The 17,915-nt window shown below is 39.2% G+C and carries 1 protein-coding gene; it reads right to left on the minus strand.

Annotated elements, in window-relative coordinates:
- Positions 1–11: 11 nt before the first annotated feature.
- Positions 12–17,777 carry an SDR family NAD(P)-dependent oxidoreductase gene (locus GTR01_RS13850; RefSeq protein ID WP_160138422.1) on the minus strand — a complete coding sequence of 5,922 codons (17,766 nt, stop codon included), beginning with the start codon at positions 17,775–17,777 and terminating at the stop codon, positions 12–14.
- Positions 17,778–17,915 lie beyond the last annotated feature (138 nt).

Below are 17,915 nucleotides of genomic sequence, written 5' to 3' on the forward strand. Positions count from 1 at the left end.
TCTGTTTATATTTAGCTATTGTTCATTATTTTAAGAATTCGATCTGCGCTCTGTACATCTAATACGCCATCACTGACCTGTTGCAGCAGCTCGTCGAGTGAATCTATTTTTGGAGATATTTTGGTCATTTCGGATTTAACAGGCTCAGTTACGGTTGCAGTTTGATAGAAATAATTCGCTAATTCCTTGAGCGTAGCGTAATCGTAAAGTTTTGAAACGGTAACGGAAATCCCATAAATAGCATTGATCTCATTTACCCATTCAATTCCAACGATTGAATCCAATCCGAGCTCAACGAAGTTTTTATGTATGTCGAGTTCATCCTCCGACATAAACAACGATTTTGCCAGGGTTCTTTTTAACGTTAAAAGCATCTCTTCTTCTTTATTATTATCCTCTATGGGTACAACTTTTGGCGTTTGTATAGTCGTTAAACTCTTTTCCGGTAGTTCAGTCTGTATGTATTGAGCAAATTCAGCCAATGTAGGGGTATCGTATATCTTCGTAGCCGGAATGGACAATTTGAAATGTTGATTTATATCGCTAATCCATTCTACACCTACAATAGAATCGAGGCCCAGCTCTATAAATGCGGCAGTATCCGGAAGTTCATCAACATTCATAAATAACGCTTTTGCCAAACTTTCCTTTAAGTACTTTCTAATTTCTGCTAAATGTATTCGTCCTTTACTTGTTTCTGATTTCTCCTTTAGCTCTTTCTCTTTAGGTTCGTCTTTAACTTCAAGGCTTGCAAAAACTTCCGGCTCTTGTTTTAAGGTTAACGGTGTTAAGTTTATAGATTGACTTCTCTTGGTAAGCGTTTTCGATTTTTCTTCGCTTAGTTCCGAAAGTTCTCTCAGTCGAATTCCTTTGGTCGAATCCAATGCTTGGATGACACCATTCGATGATTTATAACTTTTCTTATCGTTCTCTTCCCTGTTTGAAATAATCCAGTACGTTTTTTGAGCAAATGGATAAGTTGGTAAACTCACGCGCATCGGTTTATTTGCTCCATACAGCAGGTTCCAATTTAATTTAACGCCTTGAATCCATAATTTAATAAGCGCTTCAAATTTCTTTTCTTGTATTAATGTTTGTGTCCAATCTTCAAGAGAGGTAAAGCCCTGAGGAAGAACTACCTCCTTATCAAGAGCAGTTACTCTTCCTGCAAACAACCCATCTGATGACTCATTTTTATCTAAAAACTGTTGAAGCTTGACTTGCAGATCTGAAAGTGAAAAAATGACAAAGCCTAAGCGTTCCTCCATTTCCTCACGTCCAGTCTGTAATGTAAAGGCAATATCAAGTAATTGTTCTTCTTTTAATTCATCTTCTGCTATATACCTAATCAACTGTTGAGCACATTCTTTTAAACGACTATGATCCTTGGCCGATAACAAGATTATCAGGGGTACATCATCGTGATTCATTGAAGGTTTTGGCTTGGGAATATACTCTTCTACAATGACATGAGCATTTGAACCACCAGCACCAAAAGATGACAAACCTGCTTTTCTTGTTTCTACGCTCGTTTTACCGTTTAACGTTCTTTTAGTACTCTTCCATTCTTCTAAGTGTTGTTGCACTTTAAAAGGAGTTTGACTGAAGTTTATATTTGGATTGAGTGATTCTGAATGCAAAGAAGGCACCAATTTCTCATACTTAAATTGCAAGAGCACTTTCGTTAATCCGGCTACTCCCGAGGCACTTTCACAATGCCCTATATTGGACTTTACTGAGCCTATAGCACAAAATTGCTCCTCTTTTGTAAACAACTTAAATGCTTTAATAAGCCCGGCTATTTCTATAGGATCGCCTAAAGAAGTTCCGGTGCCGTGTGCTTCAATATAACTAATATCGCGTGCCGATACACCTGCATTATCGAGCGCTTTTTTAATAACGTTGGCCTGCGCTTTAGGGTTTGGCACAGTAAATCCGTTTGTTTTGCCTCCGTGGTTGATAGCAGAACCTTTTATTACCCCATAAATATGATCGTTGTCAGCTACCGCTTGCGACAGCTTCTTGAGTAATACCGCTCCTACACCCTCTGAAGGCACATAGCCATCTCCTCCACTTCCAAAGCTTACACAGCGACCATTTGTTGAAGCAAAGTTCCCTTGAGCGAGCATTAAAAATTTATTTGGGTGTACCGATACGTTTACTCCGCCCGCTATAGCCAGTTTACTTTCTCCTTGCCTTAAACTCTGGCAGGCTAAATGTAGGGTGCTTAGTGAAGAAGAGCACATGGTATCAACCACCATGCTTGGCCCGTTGAAATTGAAAAAATAGGAAACCCTATTCGCGATTGACGACGAATTTCCGGGGAGTAATGTCGATTGTTTAGCCTCGGATAGTGCGTACAACTGATATTCGCTATACATAACCCCGGCAAATACCCCTACTTCATTTGCATACGCTTCTGATACATGCGCTCTTGTATAGCCTGCATCCTCGAACGTAGAAAAAACACATTGAAGGAATAGTCGCTCCTGCGGGTCCATTATCACCGCTTCCCTGGGTGAAATATTGAAAAAAGCAGGATCAAACTTATCTACTCCGTCTAAAAATCCACCCCACTTAGCATAAGTTTTTCCGGGGGTATTTTTATCCTCATCAAAATATATGGAATGATCCCATCGATTCGCTGGAATTTCCGATACTGAGTCTTTCGCTTCGCAAAGATTTTTCCAGTATTCCATCGCGTTCTCTGCGCCGGGGTAAGTACCAGACAAGCCAATTATAGCGATATCCTCTTCTCGCCATGAGGAGGCTGATTCAGGCAGTTCTTTTTCCTCTTCTGAACCCTTGTAACGGCTCTGCTCTAGAATAGGCTTATCTTCTGGTATACGGTCCGAAAATGATTTTACTTTATTTTCTTCTTGTTGAACATTTTTTTCAAATAATTTTTCCAATTGCTCCGGATAATTCTCTCTAAAAAATGTACTCAGTTCTAAAATATTCTGGCATTCAAACAATAAGGTCTTTGAAAGGGGACCAAAAAATTGTTCAAGCTGATTGGTAAACTGCACAATCATTAAAGAGTCCATACCGTAATTTTCGAAAGCAGCACTGGCTACAATTTGTTGTGGAGGAATTTTAATGAGTGAGGATAATTCGCCTATTAAGAAAATTTCGATTGATTTTTCTGTTGATTTCCCCTCCAGCATTTTGTTGTTTAAGCACTGCGAATGCATACCAGAAGGCATTTTATTTGAACGTGGCAGTAAAGAACCTAATATGGAATTGCGTAATTTTTCTTTATCTCCATTTACAACCAAAAGGTGATCTTGATTGCTGTTCCAAGCGGTATAAAATGCTTGTACCCCTTCTTGTGTCGACATTGCTGCCATACCGGTGCTGTATTGTATTGCTTTTTGGGTATTGTTATCCAATTTCATACCGCCTTCTTTCCAAAGTGCCCAACTAATGGACATTGTTCTGCCATTCTTTTCCCCTAACTTACATTGCGCATTTCTATATTCAGCATAGGCATCCATGAAGGCATTCGCCGTAGCGTAATCGGCTTGACCAATGTTCCCGATGATAGAGGCTACCGACGAAAAACAGATAAAGAGATCTAAGGCTTGGTATTTTGTGGCTTCATCTAAATGAACAAGTCCGCTAACTTTAGGTTCTAACACTTCTCTAAAAGTTAAATCGCTCTTATGAAGAATTAAACCATCCTTTACAATCCCCGCACAATGCAAAACCCCATTAATTTGGCCGTAACTTGATGCAACCTGATTGACTAATTGTTGTACGCCAGACTTTTCGGTAATATCGACCATGTGGTATTCTACCACAGCTCCTTGTTCTATCAAGCGATCAATCTCATGTTGTTTTTCGCTACTCAAGACTGAGCGGCCAAATAAAATCAACACCGGTTTATCAACTTGTTTTACTATTTCATTTGCAAAAAGTAAAGCTATTCCACCGATTCCTCCGCTGATTAAATAAACTCCATTATCCCGCCAAGGCAATGAGTTGTTTTCTACCTTTACTGCCAGCTCCCTCCACTTTAACACCAATTGTTTATTCTTCATGTATTTAACATTCACATATTCTGATTGGCTTATGGGCAGTATCTGCGAACTAGGAAAGGCGTTATCAGTTTGGATTACTTGAACTTTCAACATCGGGTTTTCCATTTCCGCCGACCTCAATAATGCCGTCATGGCAACATAGAGAGCGGATTCCTTATCAACCGAAGTGAAAAATTGTAAAAGCACTTTATTTTTTGCGCCTGCAGCAAGTATCTCTTTCACCAGTTCGAAGAGACGCAACGAGCAAGAAATAATCTTCTCATCTAAATTATCGCCTAAAGGATTTATGATATGAATATCTGCTTGTGCTATGTGGCTAGATAATTTTTGAACGAATGTTTCAGCTACATTGCAAAACACCAAAGTATGTGAATTATATGCGTGTGCCGCGTGGGTACTAATTACTTTTTCTTCCTCCCAATACGGCTCAAAGAAGATGGTTTGCAATTGTTCTGCTGACCGATCGAGCATTCTTACTGCAAATCCTTTTATGTTAATACAAACTTGACCTGTTTCGTTGCAAACTTCAATATTGAATGTCTTTATTTTAGATTCGGCTACTTGTTCGGTTGTTGGTTTTATAATCGCCCACATCTTTTCTGTACAAGGGCTATATATTTGTACTTCTTCTACGGCATATGGTAAGGAGGACGGAATACTTGCTGAACGCAGATCAAAACAAAGGGTAGCTTGTAATGCAGCATCCATAATTGCAGGATGCAACACAAAATCATGAAGGGAATTGCTTACATAGGTATCCAATACAATCTGCGCTAATGCTATGTTGTCGCCTACATAAATGTTTTTGATTGCTCGATGTGAAGGTCCGTAGTCTATATTCATAGCAGAATATATCGAGTAAAATTCTTCTGAATCGATGAAATCGTTTACACAACGTTTTTTCAGATCTTCAATGTCACTTTTTACTGTAGGAAGTAGAATTTCTCTTTGGATACGGCCTTCGGCGTGGATTACTCCATCGTGTTCAGTAGTCCCCGAACGGTCACCAATAGTAAAATAAACACTTCCATCAGGCTTAAGAGTGAGCGCGGTTGTTAAGCTTACTGGATTACCGTTTATTTTAGTAGGTTTTAACCATGTGCAACCTGTTAATTCTATTCCCCTTGCCCCTTCTCCACTCGTATATTCGAAAGCAGCTCTAGCCATTTCCAGATATACCACTCCCGGAAGTATTTTTTCCTTTTGTATTTGATGATCCTTCAGAAAAAATTCGTTACCGGTAAACGTGGTCGAAAAAAACTGTCCTTCCGGCGATGAATGATCCTGATGTACTACCGGATGAATAACCGATACTTTTTCATTATTCTGCAAATAGCTAGTTGATTTGGAGTCTTCTTCTACCCAATACCGTTCTCTTGCAAATGGATAAGTTGGTAAGGAAACTTTGCAGCAACCTTTAAATAATGGTTCGTAATTTAAGCTATAGCCTTGTACATACAGTTCGGCAACGGTGGCTAAATGCTCTAGAAAGAAACTACTCTCATCTGTAGTTGCACATTGCTGAATGCAGTCGTTACCATACTTTTTTAACAATGTTTGCTCGCGAATTTCTGTGTCGGACAAATCAGAAGTATACAATTGTGCTACTTTTTTCTTTTCTAACCATTTTCGGAAAAACACGATCAATTCATCTTTACTCCGCACCACACAAGCTAAGCGATGCCATAAATGCTTTCGGCCTGTCAAGAGCGTATAGCTAATATCGGCCAAGTCGGGTATATCGGAAACATCCAATGCGGTTACTAAATCGACCACACGTTGACGAAGCTCATTTGATGTTCTACCGGAGAGTACAATCATATAGCCAGGGCGAATGGGTGCAGGTTTTCGATTTTCTATTACTTCCTCGAGCACGAGGTGTGCATTCGTTCCACTAAAGCCAAACGAGCTAATGGCAGCGCATCTTCGCTTCCCTATTGGCACCTCCCAATCTTGTAAGGTTGTGTTAACATAAAATGGACTGTTTTCAAAATCTATGCTGCTATTCCCCTTTTCATAATGCAGGGAGGCCGGAATCTTCTTGTTTTTCATCGATAGCAAAACCTTTATCAAGCCACCTACTCCAGCCGCAGCCGCAGCATGTCCCATATTGGTTTTTACTGAGCCTAGGGCACAATATTGCTTCTTATCGGTATATCTACGAAATGCATTTGTCAACGCATTAAATTCGATAGGATCTCCCAAGCGTGTTCCTGTACCGTGTGCTTCCACCATCGAAATATCAATTGGATTGATGTTAAACTTATCATACACCATGCACTCGAGCTTTTCCTGGGATACCGCACTAGGCGCCGTGAGTCCGTTGGTTGCTCCATCTTGATTCACTGCTGAACCCTTTATAACGCCATAAATTTGGTCACCATCGGCTTTTGCTTTAGATAGTGGTTTTAAAATGATAGCACCCACACCCTCACCTGGCACAAATCCATCCGCTCCGTCGTCGAAACTATGGCAATATCCTTTGGGAGAAAGCATATCGGCTTTGTTCGCAGAAAGATAAAACCAAGGCGTGGTTTGAATGTAAACGCCACCGGCAATGGCCATCTCAATTTCGCCAGTCCATAAACTTTGACAGGCCATGTGAATGGCAACCAAGGCACTGGAGCATGCGGTATCGATCGCTACTGCAGGGCCTTTTAAATTCAAATAATAAGCAATACGTGCTGGAATAACCGATCCTGCATTTCCCCACATTGCTTGCGCCGGAGAATCGTCTTTTAACAAACTTTGGTAATCGCCTACATGGCAACCCACAAACACGCCGCATGAGGTACCTTCTGTGGTATTTCCGGCGTAACCTGCATCTTCTAAAGCCTTCCAAGATTCTTCTAGAAAAAGTCGCTGTTGAGGATCCATATGGGTAGCTTCTACCCCCGAAATATTAAAAAATAAGGGGTCAAACAGATCAATTTCGTTTAAAAATCCGCCTTTATTACAATAGCTGCCTTCTGCTTTGGTAGCGGAATACGTTTCGCTCTTCCAACGTGAAACCGGTACTATTAAATCATTTCCTTCGGCCAAATGTTGCCAAAACTGTTTCAAATTATCTGATTGTGGAAATTTGCCGCTTATTCCTATAACCGCAATTGGCTCTATACTGGTTTTTTCGTTTAGCCCGTTGGTTTTAACCTGATTATCTACACCTGATCCAATCGATAAGTGTTCTTCTGAGGTAGTTACCACTATTTTCCCGATATTACTTCTATCTTCAAGGCATCGGTAAGCCTCTTTTAATTGGTTAAAACTAAATTGTTTATAAATAGTAGCGCTAATGGTTTCATCTTTCATTAGCTCAATCATTTTTTTCTTATACCCGTCCATTAACTCCGGATCATCAATAGCCAATTGTGCTAAATTGACACTAAAAAAAGTTTGGTTCTGATTAAGAACGGATAGATCAATTGCTTTAGCTGATTTCAGCGCTGTCATGGCCAATTCTATGTACCGCCCTCCATTCGCCAAACACCTCATATTTTTCTGAATAACCTCCCCTGACAAGGTGTTAATAATTACATTTACCCCTTTTCCTTGCGTTAGTTCATTGATTTTTATCTCAAAATCAGTACTTCTATAATTTACACAGTGGCGAACACCTAATTCCCGTAAAAAGTCGAGCTTGGCTTCTGATCCTGCTGTAGCGTATATCTCTGCACCATATTTTTTCGCGAGTTGCAACGCAATTAATCCGGTACCACCCGTAGCAGTATGAATCAATATACTTTCACCCTTTTTTATCCGTGCTTTTTCAAAAGCATCTATCATGGTAAGTGCACAAGCGGGCAATGCGCAAGCTTGCTCAAAACTTAGGTTTTCAGGCATTGGAAGCACATACTTCGATTTACACGTGATACAGGTAGCATGGGCACCCATTGTTTCGCCAATCGTAACCATTACCGAATCGCCAATTGAAACCGAAGTTACCTTCCCACCAATATTCGTGACAATACCGCTTGCTTCGACACCGGGCGTAAAAGGATACGGCGGCATATTGGGATACAAGCCCTTAACACAAAGCAAATCTGAAAAATTTAGTGAAAAAGCTTTCACCGATACTTGCACTTCGTCTGCTCCAATATCAGGTACTTTTTCCAGAACCCTTTTCAAATCATCAATCGTTCCGGAACTTTCAATAACATACCGCGAATAGTATGCAGCATCTTGATCTTGTTGTTGCATTACAACAGAAGTGGTTAAAATTTCCGGAGATTTTTTATTCGAAGAAATCTGCAACTCTGCTTCGATAAAGGCAGCTTGAGTACTTAGAATATAATTGGATAATAGGTTAACATTATTGTAATCAAAAAGTACTGAAGTTTGGAGGTTAAGCTTCGTTTCTTTATTAATTGCATTGATTAAGCTGACTGCAATTAGCGAATCTACTCCGTACTCTGAAAAGTTTTTTTCGTCTTCAATTCTCTGCTCAGGCATGGCCAATATATCTGCAATACAAGCATAAACCACTGAACGAATGTGATTCACGGTTAGTTGAGCAGCAACGTTTTCATTCGATAAAGTGGATTTTGGTATGTGGCTATCCATTCTTTCACTTTCTTGAAAGTCCACATCGTTAGCGTCCTGTTCTAAATCCTTGAAAAGATCACTCTTGTAGGTATCAAATATGAAATCGGCTAATGTATCTACAGAGGTATAATCGAATAATACGGCCGTTTGCAAATTCAATTGGCATCGCTTATTTATATGGTTAATTAGGTTGACCGAAATAATGGAGTCGATACCGTAACTAGAAAAATTTTCATCATTTCTAAACTTATCGACAGATGATTGAAGAACTTCTGCCACACTCTCAGTAATTTGGTTCTTCAAATAGTCTATCAACTGGCTTTTTGTTATTTCGGGTGCTACGCTCTTTGGCATCGACAAATTATCGCTTTTAATAATCGTCGGGATCTCATTATCAAAGGAACGAGTATCACTAAAACCTTGTACTTTCTTTCTAACCACTCCATTGCTTTCTGCCAGAATAATTTGAAAATCTAAATCCTTAGATTCGCTGACAGGGAAATAGGTATTTTCAAACCCCTCTCTTTCCAGTACTTTTTCCCACTCTTGTGTCTCCAAACCGGGGCAGCCAGGTATTCGTAAAGCCTCGTCTTCATATAACCACCAACCCTCTAATAAGCCAAATGTTAGGTGTGCAAACAGACGATTATTACACATTTCATTTAATGCGATAATACCATTTTTTTTCAAAAGCTGTTTTAAATTCCTTACCGTTGCGTGTATATTGCGTGTTGCATGCAGAACATTTGCTGCAACTACAATATCATAATAATCGGAAGGGATACCTTGCTCTTCTACCGACTTCTCGACATCAAAAATCTTATACGATAAGTAGGGAACATATTTTCCATACTCCTGCTCGGCGTACTGCAAAAAAGCATGAGACAAATCGGTATAACAATATTCGTCGATATAACTTTCCTTCTCCTTAAGCTTCTTAAATATAGAATAGCTTGTTCCACCTGTACCTGCTCCAATCTCCAATATCCTGATCTTTTCATTCGGATTAATTTTATTTCTTGCATCAATGTATCCAATAATAGCGTCTGCCAACACTTCATTAAAGTATTCGGCCACCATATTATTTTTATAAATACTTTCCACCATTGCCATTGAAGAGTTTGGAAAAAGTACCGATGTAATCGCTATCTTATTGGTTAAAATATCCGGTAAGGTCTTTAATGTTTCTTCGAGCAGCAGAACTCTGGGTTTTAATGTGGAGTTCTCCAACCATTTCGTTTTTTTAGTACTCCACTCTTTCCAAAGTTCATTGTGCGAAATCGACAAAAGGTCTTCTACACGATATCGAATTCCATCGTATTTTAGGTATCCATGCTCTGTTAGTGCCCGACAGCTTTCTTCCAACCATCGCTCAAAATTTGATGAGATATTTGTATTGATTAAACAATCCTTGATAGAAAAAATTGTCTGTTCAAACGAACCAAAAGATTTCAACGTTACTAAAACAAATTTTGCCAACCAGGCTTCCATGTCCAGTATTTGCGGTAAAACTTCCGCTCGAATCTTTTGCGCCTTTAAATCGCTTCCTTTCTTAAAATCAGTAGCTCTATTGATTATCCGATAGTTTAAAGCAATCCAATCGGTAATTTTCTCGAGCGATTCATACTCCAAAAAGGAACTAATCGGAAATTCCATTTCAAAGCGCACAGCAATTTGTTTTAGCAGGCGCTCACGTGTGGATGTATCCAGACCAAAATCCATTAAGTTTGTCGCTGCATTCAGGTCATTTGGGTCTACCTCCAATATTTGGCTGGTAATTCCAATAATTTCCTGCAAAATATCTTCGTATTCACCGGCCTGCACCTGATTATTTAAAATACCGTCGTTAAACACCGAAGGCAGTTTCTCAGGGTAACTAACGACGTATTCATCTAAACGGGTGTTGTCGGTGACTAATTTTCGCGTAGTTTTAGCAAAAGCCACTTGATCTAAGGGGCCGAACATTAACTTTTCTAAGGCCTGCATTCCTTCTTGAGGTTCAATAGAAACAATGCCCATTTTTTGCATTCTGCTTTGATATTCGGGACTTGCCACAATTCCTGTGCTGCCCCAATATCCCCAGTTCATCACCTTAACCGGACAATTCCATTCCTGTCTTAACTGATGAGCAAAAGCATCCTCAAAAACACAACCTGCAGCATAATTTCCTTGCCCTGCCGTTTTTGTAAAAGACATTATTCCTGAAAAGAAAAGCACAAAATCCAAAGATTCTGCTTTAAAAATTCGAGCCATTAATACACTCGTATCTACTTTTGCAGAAAGACCTTCCATAAAATCGTCTTCATTCATTCGTATCAATCCTCTATCTTTCAAAACGATTGTAGCGTGTACGATTCCGTTTATTTTACCAAATCGCCTTTTAATTTCCTCGTATGCACCCGCCAGTGCTTCCACATTGGTAGCGTTGGCAGATAGATACATTGGAGCGTTCCCTTTGGTAGCTAATCGGTCGAGTTTGGCTTGTATTTCGGCGTTCTTTTCTCTACGTCCAATCCATACAATTTGTGCATCAAAATTTTCTATCATATACTCGCTCCAAGCCTCTGCAATTCCCCCTGCTCCACCTAAAACCACGTAAACTCCTCTTCTTTTATTAAGTATTTTCTGTTTCTCTATCTCACAGGGAATCAATTCACGTTGATGCCATTGTCCACTTCTGTAGATCCAAGCATCTCCTTTGCTATCAAAGGGTACTTGAAATATCTGCTGTATAGATAGGTCGGCCTTTTCTTCTATATCCACTAATCGTACTTTCCATAGCGCAAATTCTTTAGCCATTGTTCCCACTAAGCCATGAATACTCACATGGGTTGGATTCACCTGATCGGTTGGATAAATAGGTTGAGAATTATTGGTGATAACTGTCCATGTTAGTTCTTGTGAGCCGTAACCTATTTGTAAAAAGGCCTTTATCCCTCTAAAAAACGGTACAACGCCTGTGTATTGCTCTTCGATAACTTCATTGCTTGTTACTGAACCCAACTCAAAATCTGGAACCAACCAAATGATATTCTTTATGTTACCTATGGCTGTTAACTTCTCCGCAATCAAGTCAATAGTAAAGTTGTTATCTAAAAATATAGTTCTCGCTTGTGCAAAATATTTACTGAACATATTATTCGCCATATGTTCCTTGCAAAAAATAACAACGTCTTCAGTAGTTATATTATCGATTTTACCTTCTTTAATTGAAATCGTTTTCCATACTGGTGTCAACATATTATAATTAATGGAAGTCGCTTGGTTTGAATGGGAATTGTTATTCGCTATTGAAACGGTGTATCCACTTTCAGTTGATTGATTTTGCTCTTGTCTTCGCACCGAAAAGCCATTCAAACGTACCGCTACTTCACCATACTCATTACAGATATCAATGTCTAGCTTTATTACATTTCCGCCTTTAACATTATCTGGACTATGTTGAATAACGACCCACATTTTTGTTGATGTAGGCTTCAACATAGTGAAACCATCTAAAGCAAATGGCATGAGTTTTCCTGAGTTTCCTAAAGGATTGAGCAAATCATTATCCAAGGCAATTGCCGATTGCAAACCCGCATCCAGTAAGCCGGGATTAAGCTTATATCCATCGTATAGGCAAGATTCAGTTTCCGGCAAAACTAATTTCGCCAACACTCGATCAGAAGTTTTATATACCGTTTCAATGCATCGATGTGAGGGACCATACTGAAGTCCACTATTTTCAAAGAAACTATAACAGGCTGATGCAGAGAAAACGTTTTGCCAAGGTGTGTTTATAATTTCAGCAATATCATACTTATCTACATCCTTTGATTTTTTTTTCGATACATTTCCGATACAGTGTATCAGTTTATTCCCTTCTGACTCCGTAAAAACTTCGTAACTCAGATTGCCTCTATCATCTGTGAATATTCGGGTATGTACTAAAACTTTCCTTTCCACCACTAAAGGGCGCAGCCAATTAATGTTACGTAATTGAAAATCAATGTTATTTAAATCTGCTTTTTGGGCAAGGGAAGCACACAGTAGTTCCAGATAAACCGCTCCGGGTAATATAGACATTCCATTCACCTTATGATCGGAGATAAACAATTCTTTACCGGTTAGTTGTGTATGAATTTCAAAGTCTTTAAAGGAAACTATTTTTTTGTGCAATAAAGGATGGTTGATATTTTTTAATATGGTATTCTCTTGGCTCTTGTCCTCAGATTGATTTCTTTTTTTTCCCACTGTAATCCAATACTGCTCAAATGCAAAAGGATAAACAGGCAATGACAAGCGAGAAAAAGCCCCTTTCCTATATAACTTATTAAAATCGAGCTGATAACCCTTGACAAATAAATTTGCTATGGTTAATAAGTGCTGATTAAAGCAATTTTCAGAAGTTTCTTTTTCACATAGGTCTAAACAGTCATTTCCTTGTTTTATAAAGTCAGTATCCCCCTTCTCGGTATTTCTTTCAATTTCTCCCGACACCGCCCGAAGATGCGCTCCTTCTATCAACCAGCTTCGAAAAATACCCCTTAATTCTTCCATACTATGGGCAACACACGCCAACCTATGACGGAAATGTTTCCGACCAAAAATCAACGTATAAGCGAAATCTCCGAGATCGCATGTTGCAGTAGTTGCGTAAACGAGCATTTGTTGAACCTGTTGTTCCAGCTGTTCTTTAGTCCTTGCAGAGAGCAAGATTAGGTAGGCAGGCATCTTTACCGAAGGGTTTTCCAATACGGGTGCTTCTTCGATAACCATATGGGCATTTGTTCCACTAAATCCGAAAGAGCTCACCGCAGCACATCGCCTACTTCCTTCGGGTACCTGCCAATCCTTGAGTTCAGTGTTGACATAAAAAGGACCGTTTAAAAAATTTATCGCGGGATTTGCTTTTTCATAATTCAGCGATGCCGGAATTTTCTTATTCTTAAGGGATAACAATATTTTTAACGTACTTGCAATTCCCGCCGCAGCCGAGGTGTGACCTATATTTGTTTTAATAGAACCAAGGGCACAATAATTGGTTTTATTTGTAAACTTGCCAAAGGCTCTGGTCAAGGCAGCAAATTCAATAGGGTCACCGAGAACAGTGCCCGTTCCGTGTGTTTCTATATACTGTATATTCTCTGGGTTAAGATTAAAAGTGCTGTATACTTGATGTATTAGCCTTTCTTGTGAAATTGCACTTGGTGCCGTTATGCCGTTAGTGGTACCGTCTTGATTAACCCCCAGACCTTTGATAACTCCATAAATATGATCTCTATCTGCCAGAGCCTCCGATAATCTTTTCAATACGATTACGCCTGCTCCTTCACTTGGTATGAATCCGTCTGCTCTATAATCAAAAGCATGAACTGCTCCTGAAACAGACAGCATATTCGCCTTATTTGCCGCTATATAAAACTTAGGAGTGCTTTGCACGAATACCCCACCCGCTAGCGCCATCTTAGTCTCTCCGTTCCAAAGTCCCTGACAAGCCAAATGAATGGCCGTCAAGGAACTTGAACAGGCTGTATCTACTGCGATTGCCGGCCCTTTCAAATTTAAATAATAAGAAATACGTGCAGGCAGCATTGAGCTTGCGTTTCCCCACATCGATTGTGCTGGAGCATCTAATACATCATCGATTAAATCTTGATAATCGCCTGAATGACAACCAATATACACACCACAAGCATGTCCATCTATATCAATACCCGCATAGCCTGCATCTTCCAAAGACTTCCAACACTCCTCTAATATAATTCGTTGTTGTGGGTCCATATAACGAGCCTCTAATTCCGAAATATTAAAAAAATATGGATCGAACCGGTCAATATCTTTCAAAAATCCCCCTCGGGTACAATATTTCTTTTCTCTAAAATCTTCTGCAACATTCCAACGTGTTATTTCTTCTATTAAATCATGACTTTGTTTGAGGTGATCCCAAAGTGCTTCTACATTCTCCGATTGTGGAAATCTACCACTCATGCCTATTATTGCAATAGATTCCTTCCCAACTTTGAAATTATCTATTGCACTATTTTCTGTGTTTATTCCTTGAGTTAAGAGCAAATTTGACACGGAACTTTCGGGAGACGAAATGGAGATAGATTCTTCTTGTAAACTATGTTCATTTTCGGCAAACAAATCTTCCAATTTACTGGCGTGTTGCTCTACAATATAGGTAGCCAGCTTATTCACAGAGGTATAATCAAATAGATCGGTTGTCGGTAGCGTGAGTTTTAACTTCTCATTCAATAGTTCCATCATGTGCACCCCGGTTATAGAATCCAAACCATAATCAGCGAAAGGTTCCTCAACTCCAATTTGATTTACCTCTACTTTTAAGGACTTAGACAATGTTAGGATGATACTATGCCTTATCTGACCTAATAATTCATGCTTCTGAGCCTTAGGACTAGTCTCCGATGCTTCTGTTTTGTAACGAACGTTACTGATATTTTTTAAAGGCTTTTCTAATTCGCTCTCGACTTTTCGTATAACACAGCCGTTACTTTCCGAAACAATAATCTGCTGACCGAAACGATGGGCGTCTTCAGCAGGAAAAAAGTTGGAACTGAACCCTTCATTTTTTAATGCTTCTTCCCACATTTCAGGATAAAGGCCTGGGCATCCCGGGATTCTCAATTCTTCATCTTCACTTAACCACCAACCTTCCAATAAACTAAATGCTAAATGATTAACCATATTATTACTACTGAGCTCATTTAGCAACAGCAAGCCATTTTTCTTCATCGTGGCTTTCGTGTTTTTCAGCGTCTGTCGTATATTTTTTGTGGCGTGTAATACATTGGTAGCAATAACCAAATCGAAATAATCATGCTCAAATAGTTGGCTTTCTATGGGCTTACTAACATCAAATATTTTGTACATGAGATAAGGATTATCTGCACCAAATTCCTTTTCTGCATGTATTAGAAACGCCTTAGAAAGATCGGTATAACAATACTCTTTTACATACTTTTGGTATGGTCTTAATTTTTTAAAAACCATATCACTGGTACCACCGGTACCGGCCCCTATCTCTAAAATTCTAACTCCTTGAAAATTGTCGTCTTCAACTCGCTTCTTTACATATTCTAATACAACATTGGCAAGAATTTCATTAAAATAATCGGCAACCACGTTAAATTTGTAGATCCCTTCTACCAGCTTCATAGATGAATTTGGGAAGATTACTTCAGTGGCAAGCTTTTTCCCTAGTAATACATCCGGTAGTGCTTTTAAGGAGATCTCCAGAATCGCAACTTTATCTTTTATCTGATTATTAGCCAACCAATCGGTCTTTTTATCTTCCCACTCTCGCCAAATACTATTAATATCGATGGACATCCTATTTTCGATTCTATATCCGTTTTTATCCGGTGTTAACAAATGGGCATTTGTTAAAATTTTTAAACTTTCGCTGAGCCAACGATCGTACATTTTCACTAGCCCAACCTGCTGTTTCTCTTTTTCAACATCTACATACCGACTCTGAAAGAAGCCTATTTTATGCAATTGCCCAAAAAGTAATTTGCATAACAATGGGAGCATTTGGTTCATAGGATCCTCCACTTCAGAATCAATTTGCCGCATAAGCGACTCCTTCATGGGAAATGACTTCGGTATCTCTGAAACTATGGAAGGTATCTGTTCAGAATATTCTTGTAAAGTATATTTGTCTTGATATCCTTCAATATTTTTAGGCTTCATAGACTTTGTAAAGGCCACCTGTTGCAAGTTAGACGCTAAAAATGTATCCAGCGCAACCATAGCTTCTAAAGGTTCAATAGATCCAACACCAGATAAATTTAATCGCTTTTTAAAAGAATCCGGCACTAACATTCCAGCTCCAACGGATGACCAATACCCCCAATTAATAATTTTTATTGGGTATTTACAATAGTTGGCAAAATATTGTGCAAAAGTATCTTTAAAAACACAGGCCGCCGAATAAACACTATGCCCTCGCTCGCAGGTCAAAGAAGCCATTGAAGAAAAAAATAACATAAAATCCAGTGGCTCATCTACAAAAACCTGAGCGAGTCGAACACTAATGTCAATCTTTGCTGCAAGACCTTTTCTTAAATCATCTTCCTTCAAATCTGCAAGGCTTCTATCCGAGACAACAAGTGCAGAATGTACGACACCGTTAATGCTTTTAAATTGGCGTTTCACATCGTTAACAACGAACTGCAATTGAGTGAGATCTGTAGCATCGGCTTTATAGTATATGGGCTTTGGACCAAGTTTTTCTAAGCCATCTATTTGTGCTTCAATTTCTTGATTAATGTCTCGCCGCCCCAGCCATATAATCTGTGCTGTATATTTTTCAATCATGTGTTTAGTCCATACCTCGCCTATTCCGCCTGCACCTCCGATAACTAGATAAACACCTTGATGTTCATACAAATTATTGTCGTTATTTTTTTGATACATACAAGGATAATATTCTTGTTTGTACCATCGCTGATGACGATTCGCGAGCACATGCCCTGCCCCATCCAGTGGCAAACTAAAAATATCGATATGCGCTAGGTCACTTTCTTTTTCAAGATCGAGCAATTGAACCTGCCAATTCGGGTATTCTTTGGACATTACACCTGCAAATCCGTGAACAGAGGCATGGGTTGGATTGACTGTATCGGTTATATTAACGGCTAAAGCATTGGTCGTGATTACGGTCCAATTTAAAGCCTTCCCCCCATATGACATTTCCAGAAGTGCTTTAATCAATTTGAATATCGCGATTACTCCCTCTTCCTGCCCTGTGATAATCAATTCATCTGTTGCTTTGGAAAGAGGGTTATTAGAACCAATCCAAATGATGTGCTCTATCGGGCTAAGTTGTTCAAGCTTTTGTTGGATACTCGAAATTGTATCGCCAGGATTAATAAAAAGATACTGAAGCTTTTTGAATTTATTTAGGAGATTACTATACTGCTTGTCAGGTGGGCAAACGACTAGCACATTGTCGGATATAGAAAGCCGAGACGTATCATCACTTGGTTCGATGATATGCCAACATCCGGTAATTGTCAATTGATCGCTCGCTATATTACCTTTTGTAGATTCATCTATGGCAACGACCGGTTGGGTAGCACTTTTATCATCCGATTTATATTTACGCATCAAATCAATTCCCTCAGATTTGCTGATACGTTTTCCTTTAATTTCATCCAAAATGTATTGCAAGTAATCTTTCATTTCATGAATTCTTATTAATCAAGTGAATATTTAATTTCATTTAGGCCGCCACTAGTTGTACCGATTTTCTCCTCAATTTGCCAGCCTGTTCTTACTGATTATAGTCGCCTTCCTTGCGAAGTTCAACTTTACTGGAAA

The sequence above is a fragment of the Chryseobacterium sp. c4a genome (assembly GCF_009900745.1).
In the GTDB taxonomy this organism is placed as follows: Bacteria; Bacteroidota; Bacteroidia; order Flavobacteriales; family Weeksellaceae; genus Chryseobacterium.